Origin of the sequence: Paraburkholderia sp. SIMBA_030 (assembly GCF_046535245.1) — a bacterium.
Taxonomy (GTDB): Bacteria; Pseudomonadota; Gammaproteobacteria; order Burkholderiales; family Burkholderiaceae; genus Paraburkholderia.
Map to the genome: position 1 here is coordinate 131,588 of NZ_JAWRXB010000003.1, position 16,033 is coordinate 147,620.

10 protein-coding genes are annotated in these 16,033 nt (G+C 58.2%); 2 read left to right on the forward strand and 8 right to left on the reverse strand.

Annotated features, from left to right (window positions below; genetic code table 11):
* Positions 1 to 85 precede the first annotated feature (85 nt).
* Both gyrB and SB772_RS05935 read left to right on the forward strand, forming a co-directional pair.
* Positions 86 to 2,557: a DNA topoisomerase (ATP-hydrolyzing) subunit B gene (gene gyrB / locus SB772_RS05930; RefSeq protein ID WP_410832357.1), complete on the forward strand. Its 2,472-nt coding sequence runs from the start codon at positions 86 to 88 to the stop codon at positions 2,555 to 2,557.
* Between the two features lie 965 nt (positions 2,558 to 3,522).
* Positions 3,523 to 4,626 (forward strand): hypothetical protein, encoded by a 1,104-nt coding sequence (locus SB772_RS05935; protein ID WP_410832358.1) that lies wholly within the window; start codon positions 3,523 to 3,525, stop codon positions 4,624 to 4,626.
* A 693-nt stretch (positions 4,627 to 5,319) separates the two neighbouring features.
* On the opposite strand, the gene SB772_RS05940 is transcribed toward SB772_RS05935, so the two are convergent.
* The 8 genes from SB772_RS05940 to SB772_RS05975 form a co-directional block, all read right to left on the reverse strand.
* Complete coding sequence (locus SB772_RS05940) at positions 5,320 to 5,562, reverse strand: SymE family type I addiction module toxin (protein WP_410832359.1); 243 nt, start codon at positions 5,560 to 5,562, stop codon at positions 5,320 to 5,322.
* Between the two features lie 420 nt (positions 5,563 to 5,982).
* Entirely contained in the window at positions 5,983 to 7,860 is a 1,878-nt protein-coding gene (locus tag SB772_RS05945; protein ID WP_410832360.1) for a DUF2075 domain-containing protein, read from the reverse strand.
* A gap of 36 nt (positions 7,861 to 7,896) precedes the next feature.
* Positions 7,897 to 8,253: a nucleotide pyrophosphohydrolase gene (locus SB772_RS05950; protein ID WP_410832361.1), complete on the reverse strand. Its 357-nt coding sequence runs from the start codon at positions 8,251 to 8,253 to the stop codon at positions 7,897 to 7,899.
* Positions 8,254 to 8,926: 673 nt separating this feature from the next.
* Complete coding sequence (locus SB772_RS05955) at positions 8,927 to 9,097, reverse strand: hypothetical protein (RefSeq protein WP_410832362.1); 171 nt, start codon at positions 9,095 to 9,097, stop codon at positions 8,927 to 8,929.
* A gap of 234 nt (positions 9,098 to 9,331) precedes the next feature.
* Entirely contained in the window at positions 9,332 to 10,519 is a 1,188-nt protein-coding gene (locus tag SB772_RS05960; RefSeq protein ID WP_410832363.1) for a DUF3322 domain-containing protein, read from the reverse strand.
* Complete coding sequence (locus tag SB772_RS05965) at positions 10,516 to 13,890, reverse strand: ATP-binding protein (protein WP_410832364.1); 3,375 nt, start codon at positions 13,888 to 13,890, stop codon at positions 10,516 to 10,518. The genes SB772_RS05960 and SB772_RS05965 overlap by 4 nt, the downstream gene beginning before the upstream one ends.
* Positions 13,883 to 14,524 carry a DUF4194 domain-containing protein gene (locus tag SB772_RS05970; RefSeq protein ID WP_410832365.1) on the reverse strand — a complete coding sequence of 214 codons (642 nt, stop codon included), beginning with the start codon at positions 14,522 to 14,524 and terminating at the stop codon, positions 13,883 to 13,885. The genes SB772_RS05965 and SB772_RS05970 overlap by 8 nt, the downstream gene beginning before the upstream one ends.
* Positions 14,525 to 14,526: 2 nt before the next feature.
* The gene (locus tag SB772_RS05975; protein WP_410832366.1) at positions 14,527 to 15,981 is read right to left on the reverse strand and encodes a DUF3375 domain-containing protein; all 1,455 of its coding nucleotides are present in this window, start codon (positions 15,979 to 15,981) and stop codon (positions 14,527 to 14,529) included.
* Between the last annotated feature and the right edge of the window lie 52 nt (positions 15,982 to 16,033).

The window sequence follows — 16,033 nt, forward strand, 5'->3', positions numbered from 1 at the left end:
GGCGCAGCGCCCCTTTGGCGTTTTTATGGTGTTTTGAAAAGTCCCGAGCAGCAACCTTGCAGTAACGCAGAACCGGAAAAAATCCATGACTGAACTGAACAATTCGCAACCCGATAACAGCTACGGCGCCTCGTCGATTCAGATCCTTGAAGGTCTGGAGGCGGTGCGCAAGCGTCCCGGGATGTACATCGGGGATACATCGGACGGGACCGGTCTGCATCACCTCGTATTCGAAGTGCTGGACAACTCGATCGACGAAGCGTTGGCCGGGCACTGCAACGATATCCAGGTGATCATCCACGCGGACAACTCGATTTCCATCACCGACAACGGTCGCGGCGTGCCGACCGGCCTGAAGATGGACGACAAGCACGATCCGAAGCGCAGCGCCGCTGAAATCGTGATGACCGAATTGCACGCCGGCGGCAAGTTCGACCAGAACAGCTACAAGGTGTCCGGCGGCCTGCACGGCGTGGGCGTGTCGTGCGTGAACGCTTTGTCGGCCTGGTTGCGCCTGACCATTCGCCGCGACGGCAAGAAGCACTTCATGGAATTCCACCGTGGCGTGCCGCAGAACCGCGTGCTCGAAGAGGTCGACGGCGTGGCTGTCTCGCCGATTCAGGTGATCGGCGACACCGAAAACCGCGGCACCGAAGTGCACTTCCTGGCTGACAACACGATCTTCGGCAATGTCGAATATCACTACGACATTCTGGCCAAGCGGATTCGCGAACTGTCGTTCCTGAATAACGGCGTGCGGATCAAGCTGACCGACCAGCGCACGGGCAAGGAAGAAGATTTCGCGTTTGTGGGCGGCGTGAAGGGTTTTGTCGAGTACATCAACAAGAACAAGGCCGTACTGCACCCGAACATTTTCCACATCAGCGGCGAGAAGGACGGCGTGGGCGTGGAAGTGGCGATGCAGTGGAACGACAGCTACAACGAAAACGTGCTGTGCTTCACGAACAACATTCCGCAGCGCGACGGCGGCACCCACCTGACCGGTTTGCGTGCGGCGATGACGCGCGTGTTGAACAAGTACATCACCGATCACGAAGTCGCGAAGAAAGCGAAGGTCGAGACGGCCGGCGACGACATGCGCGAAGGGCTGTCGTGCGTGCTGTCGGTGAAGGTGCCGGAGCCGAAGTTCAGCGCGCAGACCAAGGACAAGCTGGTGTCGTCGGAAGTGCGCGCGCCGGTGGAGGACGTGGTCGCGAAGGCGCTCGAAGAATTCCTGCAGGAAACGCCGAACGACGCGAAGATCATTTGCGGCAAGATTGTTGATGCGGCGCGGGCGAGGGATGCGGCTCGGAAGGCGCGGGAGATGACGCGTCGGAAGGGTGTGCTGGATGGTGTTGGTCTGCCTGGGAAGCTGGCGGATTGCCAGGAGAAGGACCCGGCAAAGTCGGAGATTTATATCGTCGAGGGTGACTCGGCAGGTGGGTCGGCGAAGCAGGGGCGTGATCGGAAGTTTCAGGCGATTTTGCCGCTGCGCGGTAAGGTGCTTAACGTCGAGAAGGCGCGGTATGACAAGCTGCTTTCTTCGGAGCAGATTGTTACGCTGATTACTGCGCTTGGATGCGGGATCGGCAAGGAAGATTACAACCTGGATAAGCTGCGTTATCACCGCATCATCATCATGACCGATGCGGATGTGGACGGCGCGCACATTCGGACGCTGCTGCTGACGTTCTTCTATCGGCAGATGCCGGACATGATTGAGCGTGGGTATATCTATATCGCGCAGCCGCCTCTCTATAAGATCAAGGCGGGGAAGGATGAGCGGTATTTGAAGGATGAGGCTGAGGTTAATGCTCACATCCTGAAGCTGGCGTTGCAGGGGTCGGAGCTGCTGGCTTCTGAAGGCGCTACGCCGATTACGGGTGATGCGTTGGGTGAGTTGGCTCGGGCTTATTTGCTTGCTCAAGCTGTGGTTAACCGGCTGAGCCGGTTGTATGACGCTGGGGCGCTTGAGGCTGTGATGGATGGGGTTGTTGTTGATCTGTCTAGTGAGGAAGCGGCTGAGGGTTCGGCGGCCGCTTTGGAAGCGAAGTTGCGGGATGATCCGTTGAAGCCTGAGGTTAAGGTCACGACGATGTATGACCCGGTGCGTGAACTGCGCTCGCTGAAGGTCGCTCGGACGCATCACGGTAATCAGAAGATCTCTGTGCTGGATGAAGACTTTCAGTTGACCGCTGATTACCAACAGCTAATCAATACCGCTAATACGTTTAAGGGGTTGATTGGCACGGGTGCGGTAATCAAGCGTGGCGAGCGGAGTATGGCTGTTACCGACTTCAAGAGCGCTATGAAGTGGTTGCTAGCTGATGCTGAACGGAATATTTCCAAGCAGCGCTATAAGGGTCTCGGCGAGATGAATCCTGGGCAGCTTTGGGAGACTACGATGGATCCGACGGTGCGTCGTCTTCTTCGTGTGCAGATTGAGGATGCTATTGCGGCTGATGGTATCTTTACGACGCTCATGGGGGATGATGTGGAGCCGCGTCGGGCTTTCATCGAGTCGAATGCGTTGAGGGCGGGGAATATTGACGTTTGAGGTGTCGGATGACACAGAAAGTGAAAACTGTGCCGAGTAAGTGAGAAAGTGCTGCCGAAGATAGTGAAAAATCCAGCAGCTGCTGAAAGTTAAACGCCCGGGATTCCCGGGCGTTTGACTTTGGTGGGTAGTCTGAAAGCGCAGAGATTGCGCCGGCCGAAGTCGACCCAAACCGGACGCCCATCGCTGCACCGATCCTCAGTCGCGTCTTGGAGCAGTAACGGCCATTCATCGAAATCGCCGGAGACGTTTTCCTTACCGAGGCATCTTCTTCGGATTGCTGCTCGTTGCCTGCCCAGCAGCGTTCTGGCCTCGGGACTTGTGCTTTGCGACAGGCAATGCAGAAATTGTGCCTTGCCCGGATAGCCAACTAAAGCGTTTCGACTGCAGTTCGACCGCTCGCGATGATTTGCGGCGCCTCAGGTAGCAGACGTAATGTCCAACTAGCATTGGGACACACACACCAGTCTTCGGACACCCAGCGGGGGTGTCTGGCAGAAAACTCGCTCTCAGCCGTCTGTTTGCACGTACGCGAGCGCGAAGCCGCGAAGTGCTGCGTCGAGCATCTGATTACCGTCGCTGAAGGTCAGCTGCCTCCAACTCGCACCTGTAGTTCGCGCCGTCGCGTGCGCAACGGCTGGACCGACGGTGTCAATCGCTCCTCCTTTCAGCGACAGGATTCGCGATTGTATCGGTCGCGGCAGACTTAAACCAAGTCCTCACGCTGAAGGTGCGACGTCATCTACCGCACGACACTTTCGGGACAGGCATGACCAGTCCCGTACAACCTGCGCCCATTCGTGAGCCGTTCCGAAATCTGAAAAGTCTACCGAGAGTCGTTGGCGGATTATGACGCGATTTTTCCCTTGTAATCCGTATGGTCCTAGCATAGCTTTCTGACGTTAGGCGCCTTTCTCGTTGGCATTAAGTTGTCAATCGGCTTGAATAACCGCGAGGAACATGTCATGAAGATGAAAAACCGTGCCGCGCAGTTCATGAGCACAGTGGTCGTCGTCTTAGCAGCGCACCTCGCTCCGAGCGCACCTACCTTTGCGCAAACCCCAGACTCTCTGTATGTCGCTGACGTAGGCGGTAACACGGTAAAGCGCTTCGGATTGCAAGGGCAATCGCTTGGTACGTTCGTCAAATCGACTAGTGGTTTGCGCGGGCCACGTGGCCTCGTTTTTAACCAGGACGGTGACCTGATACTCTCTGACCAGAATGTCCAGACGTCTAGCAACAGTGACATACTTGAATACGACAACACCGGCCAGCTGCTCAGGAGGCTCGTTCCGCACAGCGACGCCAACGCTCCCGTTGCGTCACGTGGCGTGATTCTTTGGAGAGACGCCAAGACAAAACAAGACTTTATGTTCGTGGCGGACTTTACTACCGAGCCGCAAGCCAATAAACAGCCGACTCCTGGCCGGCTTTTGAAATATACGGCTGACGGAACGTTCGCTGGCAGTTTCGTTCCGGATTTCACGTTCGGCACCTGCGCAACATCAACTACTCAAACTACTCCCGCAGAGTTCCATCCTCGTGCGATTGTACTGGGCTCCGATGGCCTGCTCTATATTTCCAATTACCCGTGCCTCATTTCCGGATTGAGAGGGCAAGTGCTTCGGTTCAATCCGAGAACAGGTCACTTCGTTGATACTTTTGTCGACAGCCTGAATGACCTCAACCGGCCTGAAGGCTTAGTGTTCGGCCCTGACGGAAACCTATATATCACCAGCTTTCGAGCACAAGCCGGCGATACCGATAAAATCCTGGTGTTTCAGGGGCCGACTGGGGGTAGTCCGGGGGCATACGTTGATACGATCGATCTTTATACGCAAGGCGATGACCTACACCGCGTTTATGCGCAGGCGCTGCTATTCGGCCCTGGCGGAAAACTGTTCGTCCCAATCTCTGGGGCAGATCCGGCGCAAACCGGGAGCGTGCGCCGCTACGACGTTAGCACCAAGTTATTTGATGTTTTCGTAGCATCTGGCACAGTGCAGGCTGGGTGGTATCTCACTTTTGGGCAAACGAATCCAAGCACGCTGGCTTACGGCTCCAAATGAAGAGAATAGGGGCGCTCTGCCCCGCTACACATTAACGCCTTCAGCGCGCTGAGGTCTGAAGACCTCCTGACTAGCGCGAAAAACGACCCCTCGGAAGGGGTCGTTGGATTTGCGTTGCGAGATGCCTCAGCTGTATTCCGTCCCGCCCTTGCGAAACAGGTAGTCCGCCGACACCGACTTCAGGCACACGCGGCCGATAGTCATATGTTGCCGCTCTATCGCGGGCACCATGAGGATCCTTCACGGATGTGTTGGGCACCATCGTATTCTTGCCGTCGGTGTACTTGCCAATCACCGCTTCGGCGAGCGGGCCGCGATACAGCTTTTCTTTCTCTATTTTCCGACGCATCAGGCTGCACACGCTGCCTTGAACTGACGTCCGCCCCCTTCCCGCGGGCGTCTTGCAAAGCCGGCGGCAGTTGAACAAAAGCAGTCATCCGAGCGGCCGCCCAGGGTTGCGGGCCGATGACCCTTCATGGCCGGTTTCACGCGGCCGCCGGGTTTCGACCTGCTGTCGGCCCCAAGCACGTCATCGGAGATCATAGAGAACGGATGCTAGCCTAATCGCAGCTATTGAGATCCCGCGCCCTCACCCCGCGACGTCTCGCTTTGTCATGACGAGACTGCGCGAGAACCCGTACCGCAACCCCCCCGGCGGCACAGGCGTGTCGCGGCCGCCAAGTTCGAAGCCGGTCAGGCTGGAGTGATGATGAGTTTGTTGCCTTGAACCTCGACACGGATTCGGCCGCCGATTCCAAATCCCGCCTCCTCCAACCATCGCCCCGAAAGCCTAATCCAAGGCGCCGGTGGTAAGTCGTCAAAAAACTCGTAGTTCTCAGGGCCTAAGACTTTCATCGGTCGTGGCCGTCTTTGTGCCGAAATGGTCAAGATGCGTTGGGTTACAGACGCAACTGCTTTATGATTGGCGTCAGCCATGATCAACTCCGTTACTGAGCTGGTTGTGGTCAGCGGGTCGTGTGGGTGGCAGCCCATGCGTCCCGCGCTTCATCTCCTTCCTCGTTCTCCTTGATGCTCGGCTCGGCGCTTTCGCATCCTCTTCTACCCTTCAACGAGCTAATCGTTCAGTGATGCCTTATAAACGTAAGCGTCGTGATCGTCAGCTATGTTGTTAGGCATGCGATGTATTCTCGCGCATTGTCGGGGGTTGTGCAACAGCGTCGAACGCTCTATGAACAACAAAACCGGGTACACATTTCATTGCTAGATTTGAGACAGATTCGCCCTGACAGACGTCGCATACGATTGAGCATGTCGGGCGAACTATCAGGTAAGGGTGCATGATGTGTTATCGGCGCTGGGGCGACGAACCAATCAAGTGCACCCGCGAGACGCTACTTACTGCGATGCTTCAGCAACGTGACTTCTGAAGTAGGCCTCGGTTTCAGCGTCCGCAAAGCAGACATAACAGCCCTTCATTCCGCGAGAGAGCAGGACGCGATATGTGTTCTTGACCAGCCGCGTAAAGTCGTCCTTCGACTTCTTCACAGTCGTGTCGTGTGACTTAGTTTTATCTCCGACCCACGCGTCTTGAGATGCATCGAAACGCAGGTCCTGTCCGAAAATGATCCCCGCGTAGTCGAACTCAAAACCTTGGGCGGTATACACGCACCCGACCTGGTTAATCCCGTTCGGGTGATACGCCCAAAGCGACGATTTCGGAATGCCTGCAGCAAGCCGCCCCGCATCGGTCCTTGCGTTCCACGGACGGCTGAAGTTTCCGAGCACGACGTCGGCCTGAAGCGTACCGTCCTTGTTAGGATCGGACCAAGGCCAACAGAAGCCTGCGGCCAGCCGGCCAGTCGCGCCCGCTTGCACTTTATCCTTAATCGCGCTTTCCAACGCTTCCGGAGACTGAAAAATCCGGAAATCGAAAGCTTCGTGATCGTTCCATTCGAAGCGCGGACGGTCATCGATGCCCAACATCGTGTTTATCCAGCGAACAAACGCATCGGAGCCGTTGCAGCGGAACTGTGTCTCGAGTTCGGATTCGTACACCGCACACTTGTGCTTCTCCGCGTACTCCCGGATGTAGGCGACTGAGCCGATTTCGCCAGGGCGTACGACCTGATGATCGTCGATGAAAAATACCGAAACACGTGCGGCTGCGATCAGCTCCTCCAGTTGTTTCAGGCCGGACTTTTTGTTCGCCGGCGTGAAGCGGTTGCTGCTCACGTCTCGAATACGATGCGCTTCGTCAGTGACCAGTACGTCCACCGAATCAGCCTGAGCGTCGACGTAGCCGTTCGTGTACGTAAACAGCTCCTGGCCTCGCGAACCAATTATCGTCCGCAGGGTTTCAGTGAACGCTTTGGAGCCGGTCACGTAGTGCGTCGAGTAGTGACTTGATAGCAAACTTGCGACGAGGTTGACCGCCAGCACCGACTTGCCGGTGCCTGGGCCACCCTTGATGATGATGATCTGCTTCTGACGGTCATGCACCCCGCAACGCGCAGCGGTCATCACGGCGTCGAACGCCACCTGCTGCTCGTCAAGCAGCGTGTACTCCGGGTTGTTCTTGATCACGGACGCCACATAGTCCATCAGCTTCTTGCTAGGACGATAGCGATTTTCTTCCATGCGACGCAGCACTTCCAGACCGTCGCCGCCTCCAACCCGCTCCGCCAGAAACTTGACGAACTCGTCTACGTCGTCGGCGCTGAACGTCGGTGTCACCTCCAGCACCGCCGAGAATTTAGGCGCCCGGAGTGGATCAGCTGGGTGCGAATGGTAGTTGTGTAAATAGGCACAAGCAGCGACTTCAATCGGCGTCTCGTCCGCGTAGCAAGCCTCATGATTGTCCCGAAGATAGGACGCGTATCGTGCTACCTGAGCTGAGGGATGTAGTACGTCGCGGACGCAACCATTGATGAACGTTGAGACTTCGTTGTCCCCCGCCGACTCCTCGCATGTCTGCCATTGCTTCAGCTCGATCGCTACGGCAGTCGGCGTTCCATCTTTCGCGAAGCCGCATAGCAAGCAGTCGATACGCTTCGAGTTCGTCGGCAGTTGAAATTCGAGCATGACGCCCTGGTTGGTCAACCCGGCGCGCGAAAAAATGAGTGCGAGCGCGCGCAGGGAGTTTTGCCAGGATTGGAATTCACTCGGTGACGGATTTTTGGCGTATAGCTGGAAGCTGGCTCGTAGCTTCTCTGCGATCTGGTTGCGCTCGCAGTCTTCGATGAATGTCTTGCAATGGTTTGCGTACAGTCGCATTGGTCTTTGATCTTCGTTTTAGTTTTGGTCTGGTTCTTAGTCCTGGTAGTCGGAGTACTTACGCGAATCTCCACGGACTTTTTCGGCGGGATATTTCGCCTGATTGATATCCATTTTTTCCAAACAGGCTTGATAGAGGTCGACATCAAGCTTGTCTGCCAGGCGCACCAAGTACAGCAATACGTCCGCCATTTCGTGACGAATGGCGGCTTGTTTGCCCTCATCGAGCTCGCTCTTGTCTCCGGAGGACAGCCACTGAAATGGCTCCAGTAGCTCGCTGGCCTCGACGCTTAATGCCGTCGCGAGATTCTTTGGCGTGTGAAATTTGTCCCAGTCCCGCTCATCCGCGAACTGGCGAACGAGGTCGCGCAAGCTAGCAAGGTCATTTTGCATCTCAAAATCTCTTCGGGTAATGGCTCCCCCAGACGGCTGGGGATAACTAGTCGGATCGGTCTTGCGGGGTGAAATAGGGCACTGGAGGCGTTCCTGCTCGAGTGGTCCGCGTCGTCCTTATCTCAATAAGAGGTGATGATATAAGAGCGGGCGGTTTGATGCGTACGTTATTTAGCCGGCTACGCTGGCGCGAGGCTTCACGTCGCAGATGACGCAAAGCGCGAGCAAGCTACGTTGGCCCAAGGACGTGGGCGGGTTGTCATTGCACAGGGGCGCCGGATACCTCAGTGCGTCCAACGCTTCCAAACGGGCTAGGGAAGCAACCTGCCGTGCAAGAAACTAGCAATTTTGCCTAATAGCGCAGTTGGTCCATCGCCGTTGTAGTGGCCAAATAAGAGTCGGCGACCTATTGCCATCGCGGCCACGCATCTTGGGTATTCCGGCCCAACGTGACCGATTCCGGACGAACGTGCCCGGGCACTCCGGTTCATTGTGACCGGCCATTCCGGACGAACGTGACCGATTTCCCGGCTGTCCTGAATCGGCGGTCACGTTCACCGGAATACGCAATAGCGCTGGACAGCACGCCCCGATCGCCCGGAACGGCTTTCAGGCTGAGCCGGTAGCCGACTGCACCCGGGAAAGCGGACTGTTACCCGGTAACGCTGATGAGCTACCGCGGATCGTTGAAGTAGGCGTCCCATTCTGCCGAGTCCGGATCGAGTCTGCGCACAATTGCCGCGTCCGCCCGCACTACCAGCCGCTCCAGCATCTCACGCTTCGTTACCGAGTAACGGCGTGCCAGCCGCGCGAGCGCGAGATCGGCTTCAGTGGTTACCCACATATCAAGCCGCCGCTCCCCGTTGCCATCGTTTCCAGCTGTCGCCCGCCTTGCCCGGAAGGCGGCCTGCCGTTGCGCTGTTGTTTGTGCCATCGGTTTCTCCTCGCCGCTGTTACCCGGTAACGATATGTCCAGTCTCGTTACCGGGTAACGCAAAATGCCTAAAGGAGACAGCATGTCCCGCTTCGCACCGCATCGTCCAGGAAAACCTGAACGGTCCACGCGAGGCCCTTACGCTCATCTCCCCCGCTGCAATTTCTCAAGCGCCCCCTCAACCCACCCAAACCCAATCTTCTCCTGCTCCAACCGCAAATTCTTGCGCAACCGGTTATCACGCAAGTCATCGTATAGCGCCTGTTCATCCGCACCAAGCCGCGACAAATCACGCGTTGTCTGCTTCTCTTCCCGATCCCATTGCGACGTGAAAGCCAGTAGCGTTTCGCGGTCCATCAAAAACGACTCCACGTGACGAAGCAGGCCGCGCAACTGATCGAGAATCGCAAAACCATGTGTATCGATATCGCCCCAGTAAAGCACTCGACGATTCGACAACCACGTAGCATCTTCCAGCATGTCAAAACCATACCCCGCGCCGAACACAACCATACTGTCGTCAACAGGCGGAAAAGCCAGAAAATTGATCTCGTTTTCCGTGATGAAAATACGGCTAACCCTAGGATCGAGTTGCGCAAAACTGGCGGCGTCCAGCGTGACATCCTGCTCGGTCGTGGCGGGCTGAAAGAGCGCTTTCTTAGCGTCCAGCATGCGAAAGCGGACACGCAGCGGCTTGTCGCGAAATCCATAACGTAGTGAAAACTGGCTGAGTCCGGAGCGCGCCGGGTCGACCGCTTCAATTGGCAGAACGTAGTCCAGCAACTCGGCAAGCACGCCGCGATGACCTTCAATAAACTTGGTATGCACGTCTGCGATATCGATCTGCCGCAGATACACACCAGGGCGTGGATGCTGCTCGAGCCAAACACACACGTCCAGCAAACGCTCCCACACCTCGGCGAGTTCAAGCACCCGCAACGGCCGTTTGGCAAGCCACGGAACGAGGCGCGGTTCGCGCACACGCGTGATGTTCAACAACGTTCTAAACCGCGCCGCGTCGCGCTGCTTTCCGATCAACGCAACCGCTTCCTCGAAAGAGTCGATCCACGCCTCATCCGGCAAGGCATTCGCGCCGAACACGCGATGTCGAAACTCACGCATTTGCACGCGGCAATGCGGCATCGCTCTAAGCGCATTACTCCACTGACGGATATCGTCGAAGCGCTCAGCGATCTCGGTAGACGTGGGGCCTTTAAGGACGAGACGCTTCGGGAACGAAGGCGCCTCCACCGCAACGTTGGCGAGCAGTTCGCCGCGCTCCCAAAGTCTGTTCACCTGTGCGCGCAGATCGGCCGGCGTGGTCCAACTCACGTTTCGCTCCTGGCTTTCTCCTCGCGGTACGCTTCAATCGACAGATTACGCAGCCGCGATTCCCGTCCTTCCTTGTTATCGACAAAACCGACGCTGGCAACAAACGGCTCAATGATATAAATCTTCTGCAACGGGGTGACGATCAGCAATTGCAGGTTCAATTGCGCGAACAGCCGCAAACCGTATTGCGCGGACTCATCCGAACCGCGTCCGAAGGCTTCGTCGATCACCACAAAGCGGAACGAGCGCGAACGCACCGCCCCCCATTCAAGACCGAATTGATACGCGAGGCTGGCCGCCAGAATCGTATAGGCGAGCTTCTCCTTCTGCCCGCCCGATTTGCCGCCCGAGTCGGAATAGTGCTCGTGCTCGCTGCCGTCTTCACGCCAACGTTCACTGGCCGCGAATCCAAACCAGTTGCGCACGTCGGTGACCTTGGCCGACCAGCGGCGATCCTGGTCAGTCAATCCTTCACGGCCGCGAAATCGCTCGATGATCTGCTTGACCTGGAGAAACTTGGCCTCGGAATACTGCACGTCTTCCGAGCCCGTGAGCGTGCCTTCGGTACACGAGCGAAGGTCGCTCTGAAAGTCGCGAATCTCCGCATCCTGACTCAACTGCGCTTCGAGAACGATATAGCGCCCGGCGTTGTAGTCGATCTGCGTAAGCGATTCATTGATCAGCTCGATCCGCTCGCGGATCGTCTCGCGCTCGCGAGCCAACTGCGACTGGAAGTTGGCTACCTCGCGGATGGTATTTTCGTTGAGCAGGTCTTTGAAGCGAGCCTCGAAACGCGGCAAATCGTCGGCTTTCAACGTGTCGAGCATGGTGCGATATTCCGCCGCCGCCTCGATCGCGACATCCACTTCCTGGGTCTCCAGTGGGAACGCCACGCAGTAGGCTCGCATGGCATCGATGATCTTGTCGCGCTGGCGTGAGACCTTCTTTTCCTCGGCATCGATATTGTCTTGCAACCACTTGCGCATATCGCTCTCGCGATTGTCGCAAGACTCGACGGTCAACTGGTGCTTACCGAGCACCTCAGGCCACAACTCCGCGAGCCGAGCGAAGTAAGCGACATGACCGGCGTAAGCCTGATCATCCAAAATCGTCCGGGTTTGCGCGCGCAGATCGTCGGCGATGTGCTGTCGCTCTTCAGTACGTGTGCGCTCCGCTTTATGTCCATCGAGTTGTGCCTCGACATCGGCAAGCGCGGCGGTGACCTGATTCAGACGTTCCGTCAGCTGTTGCAGCAAGTTGGATGCGGATTCCAAACGTGCCTTCTCGTCGCGCAACCCGGCGACTTCCGTCGCGAGCGTGCCCCAGTCGAGCTCGCGGTAGTCCGCATGCTCAGAGAGCAACGACAATGCATTAAGGCGCGTCTTCAAGGCGCTCTGCTGCTCCTGAATCCTGCCGATCTGCGCGCCGAGATCTTGCAGTTGCGCGGCCAACTCAGCGGATTGCGCTTCAAGCGCCTGGATTTTTGCGGTGTTGGTCCAACCCAATACGTAACGCCGGCGGTCGTCCAGCCTATGCCGATCGTCCTTTTCGTGCCGCTCGCCCGGCGCCTTGATCTGACCGGCCCGTGTAATGGCGCGCGTCTCGCGGCGGAATTGTTCCTGCGTGTCGCAGCACACCACATTGAAGCGTTGCGCCACTTCGTACTCGAGCCACTCGTAAAACGGCGAGTCGGGTTTGACGGAAATCTTTCGTGCCAGCGAGTCACGATGCAATTCGGCGCGTTCGCGTCGCGCGGATTGCCGGATTCGAAAATAGACCAGCCGCCCCTTCAGATGGGTTCTATCAACCCATTCGGTGACGGCGGCGTAGTGCTCGTCGGAGACCAGCAGGGACAGGCCAAAATTGCGCAACAGACGCTCGGCGGCGCCCTCCCAATCGCGTTCGTCTTCGCGCACTTGTAGCAATTCGCCGGCAAAGCATAGATCGGCTTCGGGCAGCGCAAGTGCGTCGCATAACGCCGCACGCATGGCGATCTGTTCCGCCGGGATATTGCTGCGCCGGCTCTTCAGGCTGCCGATCTCGGCCAGCAGCGCGTCATGCTCCTGTTTGCCCGTGCGGAAACTGACGCCGTGTTCGGTCAGGTCGTTCTGCAGGCGGTCATCGTCCGATCGCGCGCTTTCGATCAGTTCCGGCAGGCGCCGCCGGAGCGCGAGAAAGCCGAGTTCATCTTGCGCAAGCGGCTCGCCGATGATCTGCGTGAGCTCATCGTAGCGCTGCGCCTTTTGCTTACGTCCCGCGCACTCCTGATCCTTCGCGCGAATCTCGGCTTCGAGCCGCTCCAGCCGATCGCCTCCGTTATCGGCAATATGGCGCCGCAGTTCGCTCTCCTGGATTCGTTGAGCGGAGCGTGTCGCGTCGAGCCGCTTCACATGAGCGTCCTGCCGCTCCCATTCCGCGGCGAGATTCTCAATGCGTTTATCGAGCAAACCGAGTTTGAGGTCGGCGGCATAGGAGCGCAGCGCTTCCCGGCAGGCACGCAGATCGTCGACTTGCGACACGAGCAGCGCGTGCCGCTCGCAATCGTCGACGAGCGGATTGAGCCGCTCCATCTGCCTCTTGGCCTTTAACACCGCCTCATGCGCGCGGTTCAGGTCGTCGAAGTGGCCGATCAGCGCGGTCATACGTGGCGCAACATCGAACGGTTCGAGCATGTGGCTACGGACAAAATCCGTCAGATTGCCCACTGACTTCATCGACACCGTTTGATGAAACAACTCCAGTGCCTGATCGTTCTCGATGCCGAAGCGGCGCCGGAACCACGCACCGTAGGGCGGGAAACTGTCGAACACCTCCGCACCGGCCGCGCGCAGCTTTTTGCGCAGGCCCGAGATGTCCGGGCCAAACCCGGCGAAGTCGGCAGCAATCGACAACGCCCGTTCCGCGCCGACGAACAGCCGCGCGGGCTGCCCGTGCGGATCCTTCATCCAGAACACCTGCGCAAGGGTGATGGTCTGGTCGTAGCCGGCATTGTGGAACCGGCCGAGAATCACCGAATAGCTGTTGTGATCCCGCAGCGGCACAGGCTTGGCTGTCCCGCTGGACTCATTGCGTTCCGATTTGTAATGGCCGAGCACGTACGAGCGCAGTGTGCGTTCCTTGCTGTCGGCACCCGCTGCCTTGTTGTACGCGATGCGATGCGCGGGCACCAGCAGCGTGGTCACGGCATCGACGAGGGTCGACTTTCCGGAGCCGATATCGCCTGTCAGCAGCGCATTTTTGCCGTCCGGTTTCAGTGTCCACACCCGGCCGTCGAATGTCCCCCAATTGAAGACTTCCAGCTGATGCAGGCGAAAACCGGACAGGGCGTCGTCGGCGACAAAATCGAGTCCGGGCAGTTGCATGTCAGTCATTGGCGCTCCCTGCTGCTGCCCCGAGTTGCGCCTGATAACCAGCGAGCCGTGCATCGAAATCGGCCAGCCACTGTGCATCGACAAACGCTTTGAGGATGCGCTGCACTTCGAACGCGGCGGCTTGCCCGTCGCGCTTGCCGGCGACCGGCTTGAGTTTGCGCAAAAAGCCGAGTTCGACGATCTTGTTGATGTGGGTATCGATCTGATCGGTCAGTTTGGCCTCGTTGCTGCCGGTGGGCAGGAACACCCGGACCATGTCGACGATCTGCTCCCGCACGAGAATGAGGCGTGTCTCACCGCCGCTGGCATCGGACTCGGCGAGCTTCTTACGCAGCAACGCCAGCAAAAGGCTCACGGGAAACGATAACGGGCGTCTTGCCACGAGCCTCGGCAAAGCGGGAGAATCGTCGCCGTTCTCGGGGCGCGAGCGCAGAAACGCGTAGCCTTCGGCTTCGTCGAGTACCAACTCGAGGTTCAGGACAGTGACGTAGTCGCGGACGCGGGCCTGCAGGTCGAGCAACGCGCTCCACAGTACCGTATCCGCGTCCCGGTAAATGACCCCTTTGAGCAAGGGAATCAGCAGGCTCGACAAATCGTGCATCGACGCCGTGGCGTCCTGTTCGGGTTCCAGCATGTTCATCTCACGAAAATGACGCGCGGCAGGTTCGCCTGCCGGGTCTGGTGTTCGCCGTCTTCTTTCACGCTGTGCCACATGATCGTCTCACTGGACTGTTCGTCCACCACGCTGCTGAAGGTGTCGCCGGCAAGTTGCAGGTAGGCGACCAGTTCGGCCAAACCCTGCTGCAGCGGCTGCATCTCGCACAGTTCGCGCAGCGTCACTTGTAAGCGATCCTGCAGGACATGACGGATGTGCCAAGTCAGTCTGGCTTTATCGACGACGACTTGTGCATACAACGCCGCCGCGTCGATGTCGGCGTCGCCCGCCTCGATCGAAATCGACGCGATGCGCGGTTTCAGCGCGGGTGAATAGAGGGGGCGCTCCATCGGCAATTCAATGTCGGCGGCCGTATCGGCGATCGTCATTATTTCACCGGACGGCGGCGTGTCCCGCAACGCCAGCGCTTTAGCTTCGACACCGCGCAAGATGTCCATGATCCGGCGGTTCTCGAGCCACGCCTGGTCGTCGAGAAAGCGCCGCAGCTGCTGCGACAAAAAAGCGACGGTGCGCTGCGTGTGCTCGCCGGCTTCGAGCCAGTCATAGTGGACTCGCCGGGTGCGCGCATCGGGCTTGAGTTCGGCCACAGGCGGAAGGGCGAGCACGCGGTCGAGCAAGGCGGTCAGTTCTTCCTGGCGACGACTCGACATCAGAAAGTCCCAGAACGCGCGGAAGCTGCGGCCCTGATCCGAGTCGGCGATCGTATCGCGTTCGCCCATGATTTCTTCCAGCAGTTCGCCCTTTGCACCGTCCCATAGCGCAATGCGTTCGCGCACTCGACGGTCGAGGCCGCGGAAATTGTGCTCCACCTCGCGGAAGTCGGTCAGTAGTTCACGCGCAATGGCGGTGAATTGCTGGAAGCGGTCTTTCAGCGCGGTGTCGTCCATGACAGAAATGTCGCCGGCTTCCGCACGCGCGATCTCCGCGTCGATCTCCGCACGTCGCTTATGAAGTTCGGCAAGGCGCGCCTCGGGGTCCCGCTCGCTGCCTTCGCTCATTTGCTTGAGCAATTCGAACAGCGTGAGCAGGCGCGATTCCGTGCCGACGAAACTGCGTTCGGTCAATGTGCCAAGCCATGCGATCGCTTTCTCAGTAGCGGGCGTCAGATCGAAATGCGGTTCATCCGAGCCCGGGCCATAGAACTTGCGCAGCCAGCCTTTATCGTTAGCCGCCCAGTCGTTCAGATAGTCCGAAGCCGCTTTGGGAAAGGCGGAAGGACCGAGTTGTTCGCGCAATGCAAACAGTTCGTCTTCGAGGGCTTCGGCTAGGTCCGCTTGCGCGATGACGCGCACGTTGGGCGCCGTGAAAGTTCGCTGCAGGAAGCTCGCGACAAGCGGTGCGTGATCCGAGCGTAGCAGGCGCCATGCGGGATGGTTCTGGCGCAACAGGTCCAGCGTGGAATAGTCGAAATTCATGGGGCAGGCGTTGGAAAGGCTGAAGCGATCGCAGTGTCCTAAACGTCGATGA

Excerpts from the sequence above, each read along its gene's own strand:
- SB772_RS05965 (WP_410832364.1), bottom strand. The coding sequence starts at position 13,890 with ATGACTGACATGCAACTGCCCGGACTCGATTTTGTCGCCGACGACGCC.
- SB772_RS05935 (WP_410832358.1), top strand. The coding sequence starts at position 3,523 with ATGAAGATGAAAAACCGTGCCGCGCAGTTCATGAGCACAGTGGTCGTC.
- SB772_RS05955 (WP_410832362.1), bottom strand. The coding sequence starts at position 9,097 with ATGTGGGTAACCACTGAAGCCGATCTCGCGCTCGCGCGGCTGGCACGC.
- SB772_RS05970 (WP_410832365.1), bottom strand. The coding sequence starts at position 14,524 with ATGCTGGAACCCGAACAGGACGCCACGGCGTCGATGCACGATTTGTCG.
- gyrB (WP_410832357.1), top strand. The coding sequence starts at position 86 with ATGACTGAACTGAACAATTCGCAACCCGATAACAGCTACGGCGCCTCG.
- SB772_RS05940 (WP_410832359.1), bottom strand. The coding sequence starts at position 5,562 with ATGGCTGACGCCAATCATAAAGCAGTTGCGTCTGTAACCCAACGCATC.
- SB772_RS05950 (WP_410832361.1), bottom strand. The coding sequence starts at position 8,253 with ATGCAAAATGACCTTGCTAGCTTGCGCGACCTCGTTCGCCAGTTCGCG.
- SB772_RS05975 (WP_410832366.1), bottom strand. The coding sequence starts at position 15,981 with ATGAATTTCGACTATTCCACGCTGGACCTGTTGCGCCAGAACCATCCC.
- SB772_RS05945 (WP_410832360.1), bottom strand. The coding sequence starts at position 7,860 with ATGCGACTGTACGCAAACCATTGCAAGACATTCATCGAAGACTGCGAG.